We start from the raw sequence: 22,020 nt of genomic DNA, 5'->3' as shown, positions 1-22,020 counted from the left end.
ATTTGTCTCGACGGGCCTTCCCACATGGGGAAGCGGCCAACCGGGTCAGGTGGGGAACCAAGCAGCCCTAACTGTGGAGCCAGTGCTGGGGTCAAGGCTCGTCACCATTAACATTAGCGCGCCTAGTACTAATCCCTAAATACACCCAGCACTTTCAAGGCTATTCTGACTGTTTTCATACAGGGAAAAGTGCATGTCAGCAGAACTGAAACGCAGCATCATGGCCAAAGACGTGGTTGCAGGTGCGATGGTGTTTGAATTTTTCTCTCCCGGTTTGTCTAGCATTTTGCACAACGCTGGGGCCAAATTCGTCATTTATGACATGGAGCACACTGGCCTTGGCATGGAGTCGCTCAAATGGCTGTTTGCCTCCTGCAGAGGCCTGCCCATCGCTCCCATGGTTCGTGTTCCAGTGGGCGAATACACCTGGCTAGCACGTGCTCTCGATCTGGGTGCGCATGGGGTGATGATTCCCATGGTCGAGTCCGCCGAACACGCCAAATCGATTGTGCAAGCCTGCCGTTACCCGCCACTGGGGCGACGCGGCGCCGCCTTTGGTTTTGCCCAGTGCGACTACAAAGGAGGCGACATTGGTCAAAAAATCTCTGACTACCATGCCCGCACCGTGGTGATGGCGCAAATTGAAACCGAGCGGGGCTTGGACAATGTCGAAGCCATCGCGGCAGTCGACGGTATCGATGTGTTGTGGGTAGGTCATTTCGATTTATCCAACTTCATGGGCATGCCTGCCCAGTTTGACAACCCCGCGTTTGTGGCAGCCATGCAGCATGTAGCGGATGTCGCCAAAAAGCACAACAAAATTGCGGGTTTCATGGCCACCGATGCCGCTTGGGCCGACCGCGTCAAAGCCATGGGCTACACCCTCATTGCCACTGGCACCGACACCGGCATGCTGCAGCAAGGCTTTGCCTCTCTCATCCAACATGTTGAAAAGCGGGGTTGAGCATGGTCTTCAAAGTTGGACTCACACGTGACTTGCTCAAGAGCGATGGTGACCCCAGTTTCGGTCATGGCCCCATGGCGATATTGATCGATTCGCCTGACATTGAATATGCATTTTTGCCTGAGAACGTCAGCGAAATCACGCCTGACATCATGGCCAGCTACGACGGGCTTTATGTCAACAGCCCTCGTGTGACAGCTGCTTCTGTGGCACGGGCTGACTGCCGTGTACGCATCGTGGCGCGACACGGCGTGGGCTATGACAACGTGGACGTCAAAGCGCTGGCGGCCAAAGGCGTCATCACCACCAACACACCAGTGGCGGTACGCAGGCCGGTGGCAGTGGCGGCTCTTACCTTCATATTCGCATTGGCTGGACGCTTGGTCATCAAAGACCAACTCACCCGCCAAAACCGCTGGAACGAAAGAACCAGCCACATGGGGCTGGGCTTGACGACACGCACTATTGGCGTGTTGGGCGTGGGAGGCATTGGCCAAGAATTTTTGCGCATGGCCAAGCCTTTCGGTTGGCGCATGTTGGCCAGCGACCCGAATGTGGACGCAGCCACCATCGCCGCCTTAGGGGGAGAAAAAGTCAGCACAGAAACCTTGCTAGCGCAAAGCGATTTTGTGGGCGTGTTCATGATTTTGAACGAGCAGACCAAGCATTTCCTCAACGCAGAAAGACTTGCCTTAATGCCAAAAAATGCCTATTTGATCAACATGGCACGTGGACCTGTGATCGATGAAGCTGCACTCATCAAGGTTTTGCAATCGAACAGCATTGCAGGCGCTGCTTTGGATGTGTTCGAGCAAGAACCAGTGGCTGCTGACAACCCCCTGCTGCGCATGGACAACGTGCTGCTCACCCCGCATTCCTTATGCTGGACTGACGAATGCTTTGACCATATCGCCCGAGAAGGTCTGGGTTGTCTGGCAGCCTTTGCCAAGGGAGATCGTCCCTTGTCTGTGGTCAAACCTTGAAACCGCCACTGAAAACGAAAGCTTTTTTTATACCGACAAACGAGGTTGACAGGCTGGTTTTTTCAAGCCTAAGATCTTTTGGCAACCTTGCATCACAACAACACAAAGGAGACAACAGTGAAATTTAAATTTGATCGCTTGAAACTCAGTTGCGCTACGGCACTTGCCTCAGTACTTCTGCTGTCGTCTGGCATGGCAAACGCACAAAGTGCTGCACAAAAGGCTGTAGACGCCGCTAAAAAAATGTGCAATGGCAAGACTATCACCATCGTTTGGGAAGCAGGACTTCAGTCGCTCGATCCTAAAAACTTCTCGGGTCCCATGTGGGAAAAACTGACAAGTTGCAAGATCAATGTGGTTGAAGTACCCACCGCTGAGATGTTCACCAAAATCATGCAGGAGTTCCGTGCAGGAACAGGCGCTTATGACGCATTGAACGTCATTCCTTCCTGGATGCCCGACCTTGTGCAAGCCGGTGCGCTAGAGCCTTTGGACGCCATGGTGGACAAATACACCTACCGCGACGAATTGCAAAAAATCGCGTCCACCTACCGTGACAACCAGATGAAGGTCAACGGCAAGATTTACGGCTTTCCCGATGACGGCGATGTCTTCATCATGTACTACCGCAAAGACATCTTTGCGGATGCAGCTTTGAGCAAAGACTTCAAGGCCAAGTACAGCTACGACTTGGCACCACCCACCACTTGGAAACAATTCTCCGAAATTGGCCAATTCCTGACTGAAAAACTCAAAGCCAAAGGCACTTACGGCGCTTCCCAGTTCCGCGAACCCGGCTACGGCAACTTCATGTTCCAAGAGCGCTTTCGCAATGAAGGTGGCAAGTTCTTTGACGCCAACATGAAAGCCACCATCAACGGCCCTGAAGGCGTGAAGGTATTCACCGAGTGGCGCAGCGAAAACAAATTCATGCCCCCAGGCGTAGAGAAATTTGGCTTCGTGGAAAACTTGGCCACCTTTGTTAAGGGCGAAAGCGCCATGACCATTTCATGGCCGCCCTATGGTCGCTTCGCTGCTGGCTACATCAAAGATGAAGCTATGAAGTGGGTTCCCGAATCCAAGGTGGCTGGCAAAGTTGGCTATGCCTTGCCCCCAGGCGGTCACCCTGAGTTAGCTGCTGGCTTTGCTTTGTCTGTGGCCTCCACCAGCAAAAACAAAGAACTGGCCTACTTGTTCATCCAATGGCTCAACAGTGAAGAAGTCTCCATGCAAAGGGTGCAACTGCCCTACGCCCTGCGCGATCCGTTCCGCGACTCTCACTTCACCAGCAAGGAATACCTTGCCAAGTGGCCTGACGCCAAAGACTATTTGGCCGCCTTGCAAGCAGGTTCCAAAACAGGTCTGCTCGATTTGTCTTTGATTCAAACCGACAAATACGAAGAAGCGCTGCGCCAAGGTATCAGTCGCTTGTGGGCCGGTGACGATCCCAAGGCCATCTTGGACGATGTCGCCAAGTCATGGGACGAAACCACCAAGAAAGTTGGCGTTGATAAGCAAAAGGCTGTTTACAGCGCTTGGGCCGCCAAGGGTGGTGCTTATCCGAAAAAATAAGGCTTAAAAGCCCTAAGAGGCTGTTTCTGTCTTCAGTGCAGCGCCGTTTTGACGGCGCTGCCTGTTTCTTCTTTATCTCCTTCATTGATCCGGTTGTATTCTTTTGCGAACTGCATCTTCCTCTTCTCAGGCCCATGAGGCGCAAAAACAATTTGCCCGTCTGCTTGTAGCGCCTGCCATGCTGGTCTTGCTGTTGGTGGCCGTTTTTCCATTGGTTTATTTGATCTTGGTGAGCTTTCAGGGCATCACCATGATGGACAACAGCAGCGACTTTGTCGGCTTCATGAACTACCAAGCCATTTTGGAAGACACACGCTTATGGCAAGCGCTTTGGCACACCGTGGTTTTTTTGGCCATTGCACTGCCGCTGGAGTTGGTGCTGGGTTTGCTGATGGCACAGTTGTTTTTAGAAAAATTGCCCGGTCGGCAAATCATGATCGGTTTGCTGGTCTTGCCGGTGGTCATTTCGCCGATTGTGGCGGGTACGATTTGGTCGCTGATGTTTGATAACCGTTATGGCCCTATCAACCAAGTCTTAGGCTGGATGGTTGGCCATGAGATGCCACTTTTGTGGACCATCAAGCCCGAGTTGGTCTACCCAGCGATCTTGGTGGCAGAGGTCTGGCAGTGGACGCCTTTCATGTTTTTGTTGCTGTTGGCTGCCTTGGCCAATGTGGACAAGTCGCAACTGGAGGCTGCATCCATCGACGGTGCAGGCTATTGGCGCATCTTCTATCGCATTGTGTTGCCGTCTATTTGGCCTGTCATGGCAATTGCCCTGCTGATTCGTATGCTGGATTTGTTTCGATTGTTTGATGTGGTGTGGACACTGACCCAAGGAGGCCCAGGCACCATCACTGAAACCATTTCAATTTTTACCTACAGCCAAGGCTTCAAGCAGTTTGAAACCAGTTACACCGCTGCTGTAGCTTTGATGATTGTGGTGTTGTTGAGTGCGGTTTTGATGTGGGCCTTGAAACGTGTGGGGTTGTCTCGGTGAACAAAAGTCCTTTGTCCTACCGACTGCGTCAGCACTTGCGCCTTGTGGCGGCGATCGCTGTCACGTTGGTGTTTTTATTTCCTGTCTATTGGCTGGCGATGAACTCCTTTAAAACCGCCGATGAAATTTACTCGTCACCCCCCGTGTGGTGGCCAGCAAGCCTTCAACTCAACAACTATCTCGTGCTGTTCAAAGATGGGGACGCAGTGTCTGTTTGGAACAGCTTGGTGGTGTCCACCATTTCCACGGTGCTGGCCATGTCGCTGGGCACGCTGTGCGCTTACAGCCTTGCTCGCTTTAAAACCGGTGGTGACCATTTGTCCAACTGGATCATCTCGCAGCGCATGGTGCCACCCATCGCGGTAGTGTTTCCCATTTTCTTGCTGTATGTGTTCTTGGGCTGGGTGGACACCTACATTGGCATGATCTTGCTCTACACCGCCTTCAATTTGCCCTACGTCATTTGGATGATGCGCGGCTACATACAAGATATTCCCCGCTCGCTCGAAGAGGCCGCCTTGGTGGACGGTTGTACCCACTGGGAAGTGTTTTGGAAAGTCGTCATTCCCATGTGCAAAGGCGGCTTGTTTGCGACGGCTATCTTCACTTTTATCTTTGCATGGAACGAGTTTTTGTTTGCGCTGGTGCTGACAAGAACCGAGGTTGTCACCTACACCGTGCAAGTGACGCATTACTTAGGTGGTCAATCGAATTTTTGGACCAAGATAGCTGCCATGTCGGTGCTGGGAACATTGCCTGTTTTCATTGCCGTGGTGTTCATGCAGCGCTACTTGGTACGCGGCATTTCTCTGGGCGCGGTCAAAGGATAAAAGCACATGGCAGATTTACAGATTGAGATGCTTCACAAGTACTACGGTGACAACCATGTGGTCAAAGGCATAGACCTGTCTATCCCTGCAGGAGAGTTCACTGTATTGGTGGGTCAATCCGGTTGCGGCAAAAGCACTTTGCTGCGCACCATTGCCGGACTGGAATACGCCGACTCCGGCAGCATTTCCATAGCGGGTCAAAGGGTGAACGACATGGCGCCCAAGGACCGAGACATCGCCATGGTGTTTCAAAACTATGCGCTCTACCCCTATATGACGGTGTTTGAGAACATTGCGTTTGGTCTTCGCGCCAGAAAAACACCTGCCAACGAGATTGCGCCCAAGGTACAAAAAGCAGCCGAAATGCTGGCCATCAGCCACCTGCTAGAGCGCTATCCACGCCAGTTGTCGGGTGGGCAGTTGCAACGTGTTGCAATTGGCAGAGCAGTGGTTCGCAATGCAAGGCTCTACCTTTTCGATGAACCCTTGTCGAATTTGGACGCCCAGTTGCGTGATGAGATGCGCGGTGAAATCAAACGCTTGCACCAAGACTTAGGCAAGACCATGATTTATGTCACCCATGACCAAATCGAAGCCATGACCTTGGCAGATCGCATTGTGCTCATGCGCGAAGGCCGCATAGAGCAACAAGGTGCACCTTTGGAATTGTTCGAGCATCCAGCCACCAAATACGTGGCTGGGTTTTTGGGCTCGCCTTCCATGAATTTCATTCCTGCACAACTGCACAGTGACGCATCGGGTCTGTGCCTGAACCTGCCCTCTGGCGTGAGCCTGCCATTGCCCGCAGCACGCTTTGACCATTTGCAAAACCATGTTGGCAGTAGAGTTCTTTTGGGCGTTCGTCCTGAGCACATTCAACGCAAGGGTACCGAACGCCAAGGCATGGCATCTATTCATGTGGATATTGAATTGGTGCAACCCACGGGTTCACGTACCTTCGTCGAGTTCAAGCTTGGCGACACAACCACCGTTGCTGAGTTGCAAGCCCACGATGTGCAACGAAACGGTGAACGCATAGCGCTGGACATGGACATGAACCGTGTCATTTTGATAGACCCGGCCACCGAGCAAGTCATTGCCAATGGTCGTCAACACTGATTTTTTAGGAGTACAGCATGGCCTTGTCTGAGCCTTCTTCTTTGATCAAAACCACCGGCACCCTCGAAGCTGATTCTTTGGGTAAATACCTTCAGGTCGGTGCTTTGTCCGTCGAATTTGACAACGGCAATTTACGCTATATCCGCTTTCATGGCGTAGAAGTTTTACGCGCCGTGTCCTTCTTGGTGCGTGACGAAAACTGGGGTACCTACACGGCTACTCTGCGCGAGCTGTCCATCGAGCAAGACCAGCAGCATTTTGTTATCCGCTATGCCGCCACTTGCAGCCGTGCAGACCAGTCCATCGACTACGAAGCCCGTATTGAAGGCCACGCCGATGGCTCGCTGGCATTTCATGGCAAAGCACTCCCGCGCACCGATTTCTTGACAGCCCGCACAGGCTTTGTGGTGCTACACCCCCTCAATGGCGTGGTCGGGCAGTCGCTCAAGGTTGAGCATGTGGATGGCGTCATCACCCAAAGCAAGTTTCCTGAACACGTCAACCCCGACTGCCCCTTCCGCTATGTACGCGCTTTGTCACATCAAGTTTTCCCTGGCGTATGGGCACGCTGTGAAATGCTAGGCGACGCTTTTGAAATGGAAGACCACCGCAACTGGACCGATGCCTCCTTCAAAACCTATGTACGTCCCTTAGCACGACCTTGGCCCTATGTGTTGCCCGCAGGTGTGGTGGTTGAGCAATCGGTCAAGTTGGCCATTTCTGGCCAACTCCCAAAAGCGAAAACGTCGTCTGCAAGTCGCCCGATTGAATTGAGCGTTGGTCAAACCAGTCAAACCTTGGCGCCACCCATTGGCATAGGTATGCCTGCCGAGGAAGTTGATGCTGCCTTGACTAAACCAGACTTGATGCGTTTGCTGTCGCCCAATTTTTTGGTGTGCCACTTTGACCCTCGTCAACACCACGGCCCCGAATTGCTTGGCAAATACCAGAAATTGGCCTCACAGCTCAACGCCGAGGTGATGTTGGAAGTGGTGGTACAAAGCCTCACCGACTTTGCCAGCGAGTTGCAAGGCGTGGCCCAAATGGCCAAAGCTGCAGGCTTGCATGTGCCTATGTTGGCCGTCTGCCCTGTGGGGCATTTGAAGTCGGTGCTGCCAGGGGGAACCTACCCACCAGCGCCAGCTCTTGGCGATCTTTACCTGGCCGCACGCACGGCTTTCCCTCATGCTCAATTGGGCGGCGGCATGTTCTCGTTCTTTACCGAACTCAACCGTAAGCGTCCGCCTGTGCAGGGTTTGGACTTCATCACCAACTCGACCAGCCCCATCGTTCACGCGGCCGATGACCGCTCTGTGATGGAGACTTTGGAAGCTTTGCCTTGGCAAATCGAAACTGCCAAACACTTTTCGGGTGGCAAACCGCACCACGTGGGCCCCAGCGGCATAGGCGCTCGTGACAACCCGCACGGTGCAACCTTCTCACCCAACCCCCACAATGCCCGTGTGTGCTTGTCCAAGATGGACCCAAGGCAACGCAGCCTGTTTTCTGCTGCTTGGACCTTGGGATACGTCAGCACCTTGGTACAAGCTGGCGTCTCTCGTATCAGCATGGCCTCACCCACAGGGCCTTTGGGCATGATTTACACGCACCAAGCCGACTACAAACAGCCTTGGTTTGATGACTTGCCCAGTAGGCTTGCACAGCAGGCCGTTTTCCCAGTTTTTCACACCATGGTGTCATTGCACTGCGCCAGCGGCCACCCGCTGCTCAAGCTCAACTGCAGCGACACCAGTCGCATCAGCAGCTTGGGTTGGTCGCACAGCAAAGGCAAAACCCTGTTGATCGCCAATATGAGCGCACAAGCCACTGAGGTTCATGTCAAAGGCTTAAACGCCCACACGTCTTTCGGTATGCTTGACGAGTTTCATTTCACTCAGGCCACCACCGATGCACATGCTTTCCGTCTTGCCAGCCAATGGCTACCCAAGAACGCCAGCCTCAACTTGGGTGCCTACGCAGTGGCCTGTTTGTACCAACCGCATGGCTAAGCCATGAGCTTGCTGCTGGGTTGTATTGCCGACGACTTCACTGGCGCCACCGATTTAGCCAACAACTTGGTACGAGCAGGTATGCGGGTGGTGCAAACCATTGGTGTGCCCAGCAGCCCACTTCCTGCCGATTGCAATGCGGTGGTGGTGGCGCTCAAATCTCGCACCATTGCGCCAACGGATGCGGTGAAGCAGTCTCTTCAAGCACTGACTTGGCTGCAAGAACAACAAGTACAGCAGGTGTATTTCAAATACTGCTCCACTTTTGACAGTTGGTACAGCGGCGATGTACGCGGCAATATAGGGCCCGTCACCGAGGCACTGATGGATGCACTGAGTTGCCCCTTCACCATTGCTACCCCTGCTTTCCCCGACAACCAACGAACGGTGTTCAAAGGTCATTTGTTTGTGGGCGACGTGCTGCTTAGCGAAAGCGGCATGAAAAACCACCCGCTCACCCCCATGAAAGACGCCAATTTGGTGAATGTGCTGCAAGCCCAATGCAAGCGCAAAGTGGGATTGATCGACTTTAAAACCGTAGCGCTTGGCGCCACTGCCGTCAGCGCACGTGTCGCTGATTTACAAGCCCAAGGCGTGTCCATTGCCGTGGTGGATGCCTTGTCAAATGATGATTTATACAAACTTGGCCCCGCGCTTAAAGACATGCGCTTGCTAACTGCAGGCTCGGGTGTCGCCATCGCTTTGCCCGCCAACTGGGGCATCGCACCCTCAGCCGCCAGCGCTCAGCTGCCCCCCGCGATGGGCTTGAAAGCCATTGTCAGCGGCAGCTGCTCTTTGGCGACCCAAGGACAGGTGGCGCATTTCGTACAACACCATCCCACACAAGTGTGGCAACTCGACCCGTTGAAGTGGACTGCCAACGCTTTTGTTGCCGAGCTTGCCGCGCCGGTGCTGCAGTGGGCTGAAAAACATCTGTCGCTGGGGCCGGTCTTGGTTTACTCCACTGCTGACGCGGCGCAAGTCAAAGCGGTGCAAGCCCAACTTGGTCAAGCCGCCGCTGGCGAACGCATGGAACAGGTGTTAGCGCACATCGCACAAGGTTTGGTGCGCTTGGGCGTGGGGCAGTTGGTGGTGGCGGGGGGCGAAACCTCGGGCGCGTGTGTGCAGGCTTTGCAAGTCAACCAAATGCACATCGGTGTACAAATTGACCCAGGGGTGCCTTGGTGCCATGCCCACAGCCCCTCGGCCGCAGCCTCGGGACTGCACCTGACTTTAAAGTCTGGCAACTTTGGTACACCTGACTTTTTCACCAAAGCCTTTCAAAGCTTGCACGGGCCAGTGCTCTAATTGAAGCCATGAACTTCTCTACGGATAACGCCTCGGTTCGCGAAGAAATTTGCCGCATTGGCGCTAGCCTGTTTTCGCGGGGCTATGTGCATGCCAGTGCAGGCAACATCAGCGTGCGTTTGGACAATGGATTTCTCATCACACCTACAGACGCTTGCTTGGGGTTTCTAGCCCCTGATGAATTGGCTTTTGTCAATGCCCAAGGCGTACAGCTCAGCGGTCAACGGGCAAGCAAAACCCTGTCGCTACACCAAGCCATTTACGGCGCGGCCATGGGTATCTCGCCCCATACCCGCTGTGTCATTCACACCCACAGCACGCACTTGGTGGCACTCAGCCTGCGCAATACGCCCTTGCCCACCGCCCTAGGGTCAGAGTTACTCCCCCCCATCACGCCCTACTTTGTGATGAAAGTCGGTCATGTGCCTTTGATTGATTACCACCGTCCGGGTGACCCCGAAGTTGCCAAAGTGGTGGCTCGCACCATCACCCGATACGCCGAGCAAACCCTGCCCCTACACGCTGTCATGCTTTCGCGGCTGGGTCCCAATGTGTGGCACGACTCACCAGCGCAAGCCATGGCAACCCTGGAAGAATTGGAAGAAACCGCCCGATTGCACCTGCTATGCCCTGCCCCCGATTTGACGGCCGCGCAGATAGACGAATTACGCCAAACCTTTGGCGCCCACTGGTAACCCTCGGAGTCCCCATGCTGCACTTTGCTGCCAACCTGTCCTTTTTGTATAACGATATCCCTTTTATTGAACGCTTTGCCGCAGCAGCCCAAGATGCTTTCAAAGGCGTAGAGTATTTATTTCCCTACGAATTTAGCTCTCACGATCTGGCCAAAGCTTTGGCTGACAACGGCTTGCAACAAGTGTTGTTCAACGCCCCGCCTGGCGGCACTGACCGCGCCAGCATGTCACACGCTTGGGAACAAGGGGTACGTGGGACCACCTGCTTGCCAGGTCACGAGGCAGAGTTTCGCAGCGGATTTTTAACAGCGTTGGAATATGCCGAGGTGATGAAATGCCCTCGTATCCATGTGATGGCTGGCTTGGTCCCCCCCGATATGCGGGTGACCAGCCCCCTGCCCGCAGAGTTAACCACCAGCGGCCCTTATGCCCGAACCCCTGGCCCCTTGCGTGACACCTACATCAGCAACTTGCGTTGGGCTTGCGAGCAAGCCGCCAGCGCAGGGCGTGATGTGTTGATTGAACCCATTAATACCCGAGACATTCCGCATTTCTTTTTGAACCGCCAAGACGACGCCCATGCCATCGTGCGCGAGGTGGGTAGCCCCAACCTGAAGGTGCAATTTGACCTTTACCACTGCCAAATCGTTGAAGGCGATGTGGAGAAAAAAATCCGCCACTACTTGCCCAGTGGTCATGTGGGGCATTTTCAAATTGCGGGTGTACCCCAGCGCCATGAGCCCGACACCGGTGAACTGCATTACGACACAGTGTTCAAGGTCATGGAGGAAGTCATTGCTGCCCACAATTGGCAGGGTTGGGTAGGCTGCGAATACCGACCAGCGCTGGGCGCCTCTGGCACATCGGCAGGCTTGGGTTGGATGAGGAAGCGGTGAACCCTGCGCTACCTGTCTTAAATATCTCGGCATACCTGTTCACCGAACTCAAGGACACAGCGGCCTTGCGTGAGGCTTGCCATGCACAAGCCATGGCACTGTCCCTCAAAGGCACTGTTTTGATTGCCGAGGAAGGTATTAACCTGTTTTTGGCAGGACCACCACAGGCCGTGGCCGACTTTGTGAGATGGCTGCACCAAGACCCGCGAATGGCTGCCATCACCCCAAAAGAAAGTTGGTCGGCCAGCCAGCCGTTTCGAAAATTGTTGGTGAAAGTAAAAAACGAAATCATCCGTATGAACCACCCTGCCATTCAGCCGCAAACCGGCCGTGCGCCAGCGGTGTACGCCGCCACATTGAAACGCTGGCTTGACGACGGCCATGATGACCAAGGCCGCAGCGTGGTGACGCTAGACACCCGCAATGCTTTTGAGGTTGACGAAGGCAGTTTTGTGGGTGCGTTGGACTGGCGCATCGATAAGTTCAGCGAATTTCCTGCTGCTGCTGGCCAGCACTTGGACGCCTTAAAGGGTAAAACCGTGGTGAGCTTTTGCACCGGAGGCATACGCTGCGAAAAAGCGGCCATTTACTTGCGTGAGCAGGGTTTGGACACGGTTTACCAACTTGAGGGAGGCATTCTTAAATACTTTGAAGAGGTAGGTAGCGCCCACTACAGCGGCAACTGCTTTGTTTTTGATGAGCGCCGAGGTGTGAACCCTGATTTAACGCCTTTGCTTAAATAGGCGCTCAAGAAAATACCCTCTCAAGCCGATCATTGAGGTATGAATGCTGAACAATTTATTGAATTTGCTAACAATTTTGCAAAAGCTAGCACCAAAACATCCAGTGTGGAAATACAGCAAGCCTTTGAGGACAACTTGGATCTTCTTGCGCGCCCTGGCGATCAAGTTGTGGTCATCCGAAAGCCTTGGCATATTGGTCGTTGGGGGACTGTCATTGCATTTCAAGAATTCGACCCTTGCTATTTCCGCGTAGAAGTTGAAATAGATGGCAAGCACATTCACATTCCCGCTTCTGCCATAGCGCGATGGGTGGGGGCACCCGACTGTGAAAAGGCCGAACTTCAACATATTTACCTGTTGATGAAAATCAACGGATTGAAGTTAGCCCATTGATTAATTTGTAGGGATTTAATAAAAACAAGCTGCGGCTGCAGATGCATTGACCACTTCAAGTCGGGGAATTATCCCCAGTAGCGGCGCATTTATTCTTTGCGCAATGGCTTGGATATTTTCCTGCGAATACAACATATGCTTGTCCACGCTGTTAGCTACCCAGCCCATGAGCTTTAAACCTCTTGAGGCAATGGCTTCTGAGGTCAGCAAGGCCTGATTGATGCAACCCAGACGCATGCCAACCACCATCACTACAGGCAAGTTCAAGTCTTTGGCCATGTCTGCCGTGTCATAGCTGTCGTTTAACGGCACACAAAAACCACCGACACCTTCGACCACCAAGGCATCTGCCTGCGCCATAGCCTGTTCATAACAACTCAGTATGTGCGAGGGATCTATGACTGTATTTTCCAAGCGTGCAGCGATATGCGGGGCTGCAGCTGCTTTGAACAAATACGGCGTCGTCATCTGCTGCGGCAGTGAGACAGAAACGCATTGTGCAAGCTTATCTACATCTTCATTGCACCAGCGTCCATTGCGCCACTCAGTACCAGCAGCCACCGGCTTCATGGCGGCCACACGGTGACCGCGTTGCGCCTGAAGGTACACCAACGCAGACGCCACCAAGGTCTTACCGATCTCCGTGTCAGTACCGGTGACAAAGCAGGAAAAGGGATAAACAGGTAATGAATTCTTCATGTATGAACAGTACTCGAAATAGCCTGTACCAATTGATCAACGTCTTGCGCTGTGTGCGCAGCCGACAAGGTAATTCGCAATCGAGCCGTGTTGGCTGGGACAGTCGGTGCGCGAATCGCACTGATCCAAATGCCCTGTTTTTTCAATTCAGCAGATGCCTTCAATACCTGCTCATTGCTGCCGAGCACCATGGGTTGAATCGGCGTGATTGAATCTAGGCGCTTCCAAGAAACAGGAACGGGCGCACTAGACAGTTGTTGAATCAATGACTTCAAATGTGATCGCCGTCTTTTACCCTCTTCACTGCCAATGATGCGCAGACTGGTCAATAGCGCATGAGCCAGCGCGGGTACTGAGGCAGTGGTGTAAATGTAGGTGCGTGAGCGCTGCACCAGCCATTCAATGAAATGTTCATGAGCGGCAACAAACGCGCCTGACACGCCAGCCGCTTTACCAAGGGTACCCATATAGATCAATTGAGGAGAGCTAAGGTTGAAATGCTGCAACACGCCAGCGCCGCTGTCGCCTAAAACACCAAAACCATGCGCATCATCAACCAATAACCAAGCGCCATTTTGCTCGCACAAGCGCAGCAAATCTGGCATTGGCGCAATGTCGCCATCCATGCTAAATACCGCATCGGTTACCACCACCTTGGTGCCACTTTGACAAGAAGACAGTTTTAACGATAGATCAGCCATATCTGCGTGGGCATAAATCTGAAAAGGTTCACGGGTCAGGCGTATGCCGTCAATCAAGGAAGCGTGATTCAACTGATCCGAGAAAAAACCAATGTCGCCTGAGGCAGTGCCAGCCAATGCCGTCAATACACCCAAGTTAGCCATGTAACCGCTGCTGAAATACAGTGCCCGTGCGGATGGCAGATGAGGCGATAAAAATGTGGCCAGCCATTCTTCCAGCCGATCATGTGCTTGTGAATGACCGCTGATCAAATGCGATGCACCGCTACCAGCGCCATACAAAGATGCGCCCTCCTTGATGGCTTCCACCACCAATGGATGTGACGCCAAGCCCAAATAATCGTTGCTATTGAAGGTCAGTAGACGTCTGCCATCGACCACCATATACCCTTGCGAGGAAGACTCCACACTGAGCCTTACCCGACGCAAGCCCTGCGTATCCAATGCCGACAGTTGTGACGCCAATGCATCGAGTTTAGAAAACATCATGCGCGGATGACTTCATCAAAAACAGTTTGCAAACGCTCAGCCAAAAAACAAGTGTCTGAATTGCTCAATATATAAGGCGGCATCACATAAACAGTTGTACCTATGGGTCGCAACAGCAATTCATGTTTCAAAGCACTGGCAAAGAAACGCCTGGAAAAAGTGGCCGCAAGCTGCGCGTCTTCTACCTTGGCATCGAACGCCCATAGCATGCCTTGCTGGCGAAAGTGATTCACCTTGGAATGGGTGGCTAACGGAGAAAGTTCATCGCTCAGCTGTTTTGCAAGCACTCGGTTTTGAGCAAGCACATCGTCTTTTTCGAAAATCTCCAGCGTGGCCAAAGCAGCGCTGCAAGCCAGCGGATTTCCCGTGTACGAGTGCGAATGCAAGAAGCCACGCGCCATGCTGTCGCTGTAAAAAGATTCATAGATATCGTCACGCGTCATCACCAACGACAAGGGCAAATAACCGCCGCTGATACCTTTGGATAAACATAAAAAATCGGGCCACACCGCCGCATGCTGGCAAGCAAAGAAATGGCCTGTTCGACCACAGCCCACAGCAATTTCATCAGCGATCAAATGCACATTGAAGGCAGTGCATAAGCGCCGAACCTCCTGAACGTACACAGGACTGTGCATGGCCATGCCACCCGCGCATTGCACCAAGGGTTCAATAATGACGGCACTGATATGCGCTGAGCGCGCTTGGAGCAAAGTTTCAAGTTCACTTGCCGCACGCAATGCCACTTGGTCTGCAGACTCACCCTCCATGGCCTGCCTGGCATCCGGCGACATGATGGTATGTGCTGGCTTGAGTAATGCGTCATAGGCATCACGAAAGATAGGCACATCAGTCACCCCCAGCGCTCCCACAGTTTCTCCGTGATAACCCCCTCTCAAACACACAAACTCCTGTTTGGTGCCAAGGCCTTGGTTGCGCCAACTGTGGAAACTCATCTTGAGGGCAATCTCTACCGCAGAAGCGCCGTCTGATGCATAAAAACAATGTCCTAATACACCGTCAGTTAAAGCCGATAACTTCTCCGACAACACCACCACAGGCTCATGGGTAAAACCAGCGAGCATGGCATGCTCCAAGGTGTCGAGTTGATGCTTCAATGCATCGTTGATGCGTGGGTTGGCGTGGCCAAACAGGTTGACCCACCAAGAACTGATGGCGTCCAGATAACGGTTACCGTCATGGTCATAAAGCCAAGCACCGCTACCACGTTGAACAGCCACCAATGGCACAGTCTCGTGGTGCTGCATTTGCGTACATGGATGCCAGACACTGTGCAAACTGCGTTGCACCAATTGCGAAGAATGCTTACTCAGATTAAACCTCTTGTGGATACGTAAATTTATTTGTTGCTATATTCACATCATTCAATCAATTTTTTCTCAATTATGCCTACTGCAGTGACTCAGCAAGTACAACCTGTTCGCTTCCTTAAATCCGCCAAGCCCTCAGAAAATCCTGACCAAGCGTGGAGTCGTCAATCCATTGAAACATTGTTCAATTTACCCTTTAGCGACTTGATTTTTCAGGCCCAGCAAGTTCACCGCGAACATTTCAATCCGAACGAGGTCCAACTCTCCACGCTTTTATCGATCAAAACTGGTGGCTGCCCAGAAGACTGTGGCTACTGCCCGCAGTCTGTTCACTACAACACAGGTGTTGAGGCTTCCAAATTGCTGGATGTCGAAGAGGTCAAAGCCGCTGCGCTAGAAGCAAAAAAGAATGGCGCAAGCCGTTTTTGTATGGGGGCTGCCTGGCGCGAACCCAAAGACCGTGATGTCGAAAAAGTCGCCGAACTGGTTCGCACTGTCAAGTCGCTGCAGATGCAAGCCTGCTGCACACTGGGCATGTTGACTGAAGCACAAGCTGGTATGTTGAAAGAAGCCGGTTTGGACTACTACAACCACAACCTTGACACCGCGCCAGAGTTGTACGGTGACATCATCACCACGCGGGACTACCAAGAGCGTCTTGATACGCTGGCCCATGTTCGTTCGGCTGGCATGAATGTGTGCAGTGGCGGCATCGTTGGCATGGGTGAAAGCCGAGCACAACGCGCTGGTCTGGTACACCAACTCGCCAACTTGACGCCCTATCCTGAGTCAGTACCCATCAACAACTTGGTCCAAGTTGAAGGAACGCCATTACACGGCACCGAGTCTCTTGACTTGCTTGAGTTCGTTCGCACTATTGCAGTTGCGCGTATCACCATGCCTAAAGCGCGTGTGCGTTTATCGGCAGGTCGCCAGCAAATGGGCGAAGCCATACAAGCACTGTGTTTTATGGCTGGTGCCAATTCCATTTTTTATGGCGATAAATTACTCACCACGGGCAACCCAGATTGGCAAAAGGATCAAGCTTTACTGATGAAGCTGGGTATCACCACCACCTAAACGCTTGATATTTTTACCTTTTCTTACTTTCCGAACCAGATGAATTGTCTTCCCCGCCAGAACCTTCAGTGACAGAGATATTTGACACAGACGAATTTCCTGATTTGGGCAGATCAATCTTGGCCACAGGACTTGGCGCAGAGTTCAAGTTGAAAGATGAGGACGGAACAAATGGCTTTACCACAAACCTTTCAGCTGGAAGAATAATACTGGCGATGATTTTTTGAGGTTGTACTAAGCTGTAGTTGTATGCATCAGCACCAGCAATAGAAAATCCATAGACTGTCACTGACTTATTGATGCCCTCATTGCTGTCAGCAAATTGGGCAACCGCATTGTTAATCAGAATTACGCTGTCAGTGGGGAGAGGTTTTACAGCAGCAGTCCCTGAAAGTGTTGCTGCGCTTGTCGCGTCATGGGTTTTGTTATACACACTCACCCCCGATACTTGCAACTCTGCCTTTGTAATATCCGCCTTAGCTGAGGAAGGTTGTTGGACCTTGTAATTATCTGCATCTGCGCCAGTTAAGGTGAAGCCAGAAATCGTCACGGACTTGCTTGTACCGACATTTTTGTTATCGAACGTCCCCTTCCCCGTTCCTGAGACCACAACAGCATCATTTGCCAATGGGTCAACATAAGCTTTACCAGCGATTGCGGCATAAGTAGATGCGTCGTAAACCCTGCTTACAGCTCCAACGCCCATAATTTGAAGATCAGCTGCATTGATCGAGCCAGTCGCCGTCGACGTGGTCACCATATAGTTCTTGCCGTCATTGCCATCGTTGATCGTGTACTCGCTCACGCTAAGTGTGCGTGTGCCCGCGCTCTTGCTGTCAAACACTTGTGTAGCAGCAATGACACTGTCCTGACCCTTGAGCCCCGTCGCCACTGGAGTGCCTGTCGAGTTCACCTGGGCATCGTAGGTCTTGACATTCGTCACCGCTGCAATCGCCAAAGCCGCTTGGTTGATGGTGCTGGAATTGTTATCCACATAGCTGATGCTGTAATTCCCCGTCATATCAACCCCAAGCGTATCTTTAATAGTAGTTCCGCTGGCTGTCACGGTTTTTGAAGTACCCACGTTCTTATCCAAATACACTTGACTCCCAAAACTGTTGACAGAGTCACCGGCAACCAGACTGCCAATATTGACTGGACTTCCAGCTGCTAAGGTGCTGTCGTATGTCTTACTGACTTGAGATGCTGTGACCAACAAAGGAGCTTGGGTGACAGTCCATGCGGTTGCTGTATCAGATACAGCATATGGATGGAATCCATCCAAAGAACTCAAACCAGCTCCATACACAATTTCATAATTTCCAACGTCCATCTTGCTGGTCAATGAAGTCAAACTTGTGAGTGATTTATTTTTAGTCATTGTCCAACTGGGGCTTCCAGATACTTGAGACTTGGCGATGGAGTTGCCAAGCGAATCAGCCACAGAATAAACAAAACTCACACTTGGGGTAGAACCATAAATACTGGTGTTGCCAAGGGATAAATCCCAATCAGGCTGGATAAAAAATGCTTTAGCTTTGTGAATAGGAAATCGATTGTTTTCAGAGGCGTAAATACCCCAAATAGTGGCATCCCACCCAGCATCAGTGAAGGTCTTCATCGTTCGCATTTGCGAACTTGTGATGCCCGTCTCACCAGAATAGGCGCTGCTGTTGATGCCTGAAATATCGGTATTCCAAAAGTTATTGGCTAGACTACTTGAATTGAAGCCGCTGAAGCCGCTCACACTGCCTGTCCCAGAAGATGCGACAAGGTTGCTAGCGTAGCTTTTAGAAACCGAAGCACCCAAATAATTTGAGCCTACAAATCCACCCACATAATTTGCTGCATCTGCAGCTGTTACATCGCCTGTTGCATAGCTATTGCTAATAATGCCAGATGAAGAAACATTCAACCCCACAAAACCACCGACAGCCCCAGAAAGGGTATTCGTGTTGACTGAGCTGGTTGTAAAACTCTGATCAATTTGTCCCCCATTGATACCAACAAAACCACCAACACTTCCAACTGTACTTAAGCCTCCTGCAACCACACCTCCAGTGGCATAACTGGTGCTGATAGTTCCAGCGTTTAGGCCGACAAAGCCACCCGCCACATTTCCTTTGGAAGAATTGACTTGACCCTTTGCGTAGCTGTTGGTGATGGAAGAGTCATAGTTGACGCCAACAAAGCCCCCCACCAATCCAATGGAATCAATGGCGACTTCGTTTAGAAAAGATATATCTTTAGAAAGGGAATAACTTGAAACAACGTTGCTTGTTGTAAAACTGTTGCTTATCTGTGATTGGTCCGTGGTAATTCCAACAAAACCTCCAACCACCAGTGCTTTGGTTGCGGTGACATCACCGGTTGAATAACTGTCAGTGATGGAGGTGGCCGAAATTAAGCCTGCAAAACCACCGATACCGCCAAGCAACATTGCGCTGGAGAGGGAGTTACCCGAAACTTCAACCGCGCCTGAAGAACCGCTATTCAAAATGGAGCCTGCATAGCTGGCGCCAACTAAACCGCCAACGTTAGTTGACTCTGTAGCAACTACATTGCCTGAAGCAAAGCTGTTACTGATGGTTCCTGAACTAGCACCAATCAAACCACCAATTTCAGATGAGCCGCTTCCCGCAGTGACAGTTCCTGTAGAGCTGCTGCTGGTCAAGATGCCTACATTGCCACCAATCAAGCCACCGATATATTGAGAACTGTCACCACTTATGACTGTCGCACTGGACCAGACATCACTGACACTGCCACCGTTGACGCCAATCAAGCCACCTACAGCCAATGAACCATTACCCGCAGTCACAGTCCCTGTGGCACTGCTATAGGTCACGGTTCCAGAATTGCCACCAATCAAGCCACCGAGGTATTGAGTACTACCCACACCCAGCACAGCCACACTCGATGTGACATCTGTCACAGTGCCAGAGTTACCACCAATCAATCCACCAATTTCAAATGAGCCGCTTCCTGCAGTCACTGTTCCTGTAGAGCTGCTGCTGGTCACGCTACCATCATTACCGCCAATCAAGCCACCGGTATGACTAGATTTGCTACCGACATTCACAGTCCCTGAAAAACTGCTGTTGGATACAGGTCCTGAATTGCCACCTATCAAGCCGCCCACATAAGTAGAACTATTTCCAGAGATTACAGATCCACTTGCTGTACTGCCGGTCACGCTACCATCATTACCGCCAAACAAGCCCCCAATACGCGTTGAGTTAATTCCCACAGTCACATTTCCACTGGTATTACCTTTGGTCACACTACCCGAATTGCCACCAATCAAGCCACCTATGTACGAAGAACTGTCCCCGCCTACAACAGCCGCACTTGTAGTGATATCAGTCACAGTGCCTGAGTTCCACCCAATGAAGCCGCCAATACTCGAGGAGCTATCCCCAGCAGTTACAGACCCCGTTGCACTGCTGTCAGTTACATCAGCATAATTCCATCCTATTAAGCCACCGATATTCCAAGATGTATTTCCTGAAGTCACTATGCCAGTAGAGGTGCTGCTATCTACCGTACCCGAGCCGTTTGAACCGATCAAACCACCCACACTGTTAGCGGTATTACCGGCATTTACGCTTCCACTTGCTGTACTGGCAGTGACGACTCCACCGTTCCACCCTATCAATCCACCTGTAGCAGTAGAGTTATTACCAACATCCACACTACCGAAAGCTGTGGAGGTAGAAACGGTAGCTGAATTACTTCCAATTAAGCCGCCGATATTTGAAGAGTAATTCCCTACTACCACCGCCCCAGAAACAGTGCTGCTAGTCACGCTACCTGAATTACTTCCAATTAAGCCGCCAATACTCGAGGAGCTTTCACCCGCAGTTACAGTTCCGCTGGCTGTGCTGCTAGTCACTAGAGAAGAGTCGTTATACCCAACCAAGCCACCAATCTCTGAAGAGTTGATCCCCACAGTCACACTTCCAGTGGAAGTACCTCTGGTCACACTACCAGAATTAGCACCAATCAAGCCACCAAAGTCTTGAGAACTGTTCCCGCCCATAAGAACCACACTTGAGGTGACATCTGAAACATTGCCCCAGTTATCTCCAATCAATCCCCCTACACTCCAAGAGCCAGATCCAGCAGTCACTGATCCAGTAGCACTGCTCACGGCAGTTACGCTACCCGCATTACCACCAATCAGACCACCGATGTATTGCGAACTGTCTCCGCCGATCACCGCAACACTGGATGTGACATCTGTCACAGTGCCTGAGTTAACACCAACTAATCCACCTACGTACTGAGCTCCAGCCCCAGCAGTCACAGCCCCACTGGACGTGCTGTTGCTTACGACGGAATCGTTATAACCAATCAAGCCGCCTGTTTGCAAGGAACCACTGCCAACAGTCACAGACCCAGTGGCAAAACTGCTATCAACCGTACCCGAATTACTTCCAATCAAGCCGCCAACGCTGGTTGATAAATTACCCGCATTTACACTGCCGCTGGAACTAACTGAAGTGACAACGCCACTGTTGTATCCAATCAAGCCGCCTATGTAGGAAGAGCTGTCGCCACCTACAACAGCCGCACTTGTAGTGATATCAGTCACAGTGCCTGAGTTAGCTCCAATCACACCACCTACATTCGAGGAGCTATCTCCTGAAGTTACAGTTCCGCTGGACGTGCTGTTGGTCACAGTGGGGGTTCTGCCAGCCTGACTACTCCAATTAATGCCTATCAATCCGCCAATATTTGAAGCGCCGGTGTCAGCAGTAACAACCCCAGCAGCCCTACTGTTATCAACACTACCTCCGGCATTCAACCCAATCAACCCGCCTATACCCGTTGAACCAACACCACCCGTAACGCTTGCAGTACTCGTGACAGTACCGTTACTCACAGTACCCCAGTTCTGACCAACCAAGCCACCTATATAGGAGGAGCTACCCAAACCCACTACTGCCACACTTGATGTGACATCAGTCACACTTGCCCCCAAGGCGTTGCCTCCAATCACACCACCTACATTCGAGGAACCACTGCCAGCAGTCACGGTGCCAACAAGAGTACCAGCGCTAGTCCCTCGGGTGACATTACCCCCGTTCCACCCGATCAATCCACCTATGTTTGAAGAGCTTCCGCCGCCCACTACCGCTACGCTTGCGGTGATATCAGTCACAGTGCCTGAGTTCCACCCAATGAAGCCGCCAATACTCGAGG

Annotated in this window: 17 protein-coding genes and 1 other RNA gene; 14 read left to right on the top strand and 4 right to left on the bottom strand. The window is 52.0% G+C overall.

Annotation, left to right across the window (positions count from 1 at the left end; translation table 11 throughout):
• Positions 1 to 9: 9 nt before the first annotated feature.
• The 13 genes from ffs to AC9UEO_RS11605 all read left to right on the top strand — a co-directional run bounded on the left by ffs (position 10) and on the right by AC9UEO_RS11605 (position 12,512).
• Positions 10 to 106: signal recognition particle sRNA small type (ffs, locus tag AC9UEO_RS11665), an RNA gene on the top strand.
• 87 nt (positions 107 to 193) lie between these two features.
• The gene (locus AC9UEO_RS11660; protein WP_509533571.1) at positions 194 to 964 is read left to right on the top strand and encodes an HpcH/HpaI aldolase family protein; all 771 of its coding nucleotides are present in this window, start codon (positions 194 to 196) and stop codon (positions 962 to 964) included.
• Between the two features lie 2 nt (positions 965 to 966).
• Positions 967 to 1,947 (top strand): NAD(P)-dependent oxidoreductase, encoded by a 981-nt coding sequence (locus tag AC9UEO_RS11655; protein WP_509533568.1) that lies wholly within the window; start codon positions 967 to 969, stop codon positions 1,945 to 1,947.
• Positions 1,948 to 2,064: 117 nt separating this feature from the next.
• Complete coding sequence (locus tag AC9UEO_RS11650) at positions 2,065 to 3,519, top strand: ABC transporter substrate-binding protein (RefSeq protein ID WP_509533565.1); 1,455 nt, start codon at positions 2,065 to 2,067, stop codon at positions 3,517 to 3,519.
• 103 nt (positions 3,520 to 3,622) lie between these two features.
• Positions 3,623 to 4,519 (top strand): carbohydrate ABC transporter permease, encoded by an 897-nt coding sequence (locus AC9UEO_RS11645; protein ID WP_509533562.1) that lies wholly within the window; start codon positions 3,623 to 3,625, stop codon positions 4,517 to 4,519.
• Positions 4,516 to 5,349 (top strand): carbohydrate ABC transporter permease, encoded by an 834-nt coding sequence (locus AC9UEO_RS11640; protein ID WP_509533559.1) that lies wholly within the window; start codon positions 4,516 to 4,518, stop codon positions 5,347 to 5,349. Before AC9UEO_RS11645 ends, AC9UEO_RS11640 begins: the two co-directional genes overlap by 4 nt.
• A gap of 6 nt (positions 5,350 to 5,355) precedes the next feature.
• Entirely contained in the window at positions 5,356 to 6,468 is a 1,113-nt protein-coding gene (locus AC9UEO_RS11635; RefSeq protein WP_509533556.1) for an ABC transporter ATP-binding protein, read from the top strand.
• Between the two features lie 17 nt (positions 6,469 to 6,485).
• Positions 6,486 to 8,477, top strand: coding sequence for a D-apionate lactonase family protein (locus tag AC9UEO_RS11630; protein WP_509533553.1), 1,992 nt, complete (start codon positions 6,486 to 6,488; stop codon positions 8,475 to 8,477).
• A 3-nt stretch (positions 8,478 to 8,480) separates the two neighbouring features.
• On the top strand, positions 8,481 to 9,785 hold the full coding sequence (gene otnK, locus AC9UEO_RS11625; protein WP_509533550.1) for a 3-oxo-tetronate kinase: 1,305 nt from the start codon (positions 8,481 to 8,483) through the stop codon (positions 9,783 to 9,785).
• Between the two features lie 8 nt (positions 9,786 to 9,793).
• Positions 9,794 to 10,480, top strand: a complete 687-nt coding sequence (locus AC9UEO_RS11620) for a class II aldolase/adducin family protein (RefSeq protein ID WP_509533547.1) — start codon at positions 9,794 to 9,796, stop codon at positions 10,478 to 10,480.
• Between the two features lie 14 nt (positions 10,481 to 10,494).
• A complete protein-coding gene (gene otnI, locus AC9UEO_RS11615) occupies positions 10,495 to 11,376 on the top strand; it encodes a 2-oxo-tetronate isomerase (protein ID WP_509533545.1) in 882 nt (293 codons plus the stop codon).
• Positions 11,373 to 12,119: a sulfurtransferase gene (locus tag AC9UEO_RS11610; RefSeq protein ID WP_509533542.1), complete on the top strand. Its 747-nt coding sequence runs from the start codon at positions 11,373 to 11,375 to the stop codon at positions 12,117 to 12,119. Before otnI ends, AC9UEO_RS11610 begins: the two co-directional genes overlap by 4 nt.
• A 39-nt stretch (positions 12,120 to 12,158) precedes the next feature.
• Positions 12,159 to 12,512, top strand: a complete 354-nt coding sequence (locus tag AC9UEO_RS11605) for a hypothetical protein (protein WP_509533540.1) — start codon at positions 12,159 to 12,161, stop codon at positions 12,510 to 12,512.
• 15 nt (positions 12,513 to 12,527) lie between these two features.
• Here AC9UEO_RS11605 and bioD read toward each other — a convergent pair whose 3' ends face one another.
• The 3 genes from bioD to bioA are packed head-to-tail and all read right to left on the bottom strand — an operon-like array spanning position 12,528 to position 15,735.
• Entirely contained in the window at positions 12,528 to 13,211 is a 684-nt protein-coding gene (bioD, locus tag AC9UEO_RS11600) for a dethiobiotin synthase (protein WP_509533537.1), read from the bottom strand.
• On the bottom strand, positions 13,208 to 14,401 hold the full coding sequence (bioF, locus tag AC9UEO_RS11595) for an 8-amino-7-oxononanoate synthase (protein WP_509533534.1): 1,194 nt from the start codon (positions 14,399 to 14,401) through the stop codon (positions 13,208 to 13,210). The genes bioD and bioF overlap by 4 nt, the downstream gene beginning before the upstream one ends.
• Complete coding sequence (bioA, locus tag AC9UEO_RS11590; protein WP_509533593.1) at positions 14,398 to 15,735, bottom strand: adenosylmethionine--8-amino-7-oxononanoate transaminase; 1,338 nt, start codon at positions 15,733 to 15,735, stop codon at positions 14,398 to 14,400. Before bioA ends, bioF begins: the two co-directional genes overlap by 4 nt.
• Positions 15,736 to 15,807: 72 nt before the next feature.
• Between bioA and bioB the strand changes: the two genes are divergently transcribed.
• Complete coding sequence (gene bioB, locus AC9UEO_RS11585; protein WP_509533531.1) at positions 15,808 to 16,812, top strand: biotin synthase BioB; 1,005 nt, start codon at positions 15,808 to 15,810, stop codon at positions 16,810 to 16,812.
• A gap of 13 nt (positions 16,813 to 16,825) precedes the next feature.
• On the opposite strand, the gene AC9UEO_RS11580 is transcribed toward bioB, so the two are convergent.
• The gene (locus AC9UEO_RS11580; RefSeq protein ID WP_509533529.1) at positions 16,826 to 21,787 is read right to left on the bottom strand and encodes a beta strand repeat-containing protein; all 4,962 of its coding nucleotides are present in this window, start codon (positions 21,785 to 21,787) and stop codon (positions 16,826 to 16,828) included.
• Positions 21,788 to 22,020: the final 233 nt, after the last annotated feature.

It is taken from the genome of Limnohabitans sp., from assembly GCF_040401495.1.
GTDB lineage: Bacteria > Pseudomonadota > Gammaproteobacteria > Burkholderiales > Burkholderiaceae_C > Limnohabitans.
This window is presented reverse-complemented; position numbering and strand designations above follow the sequence as displayed.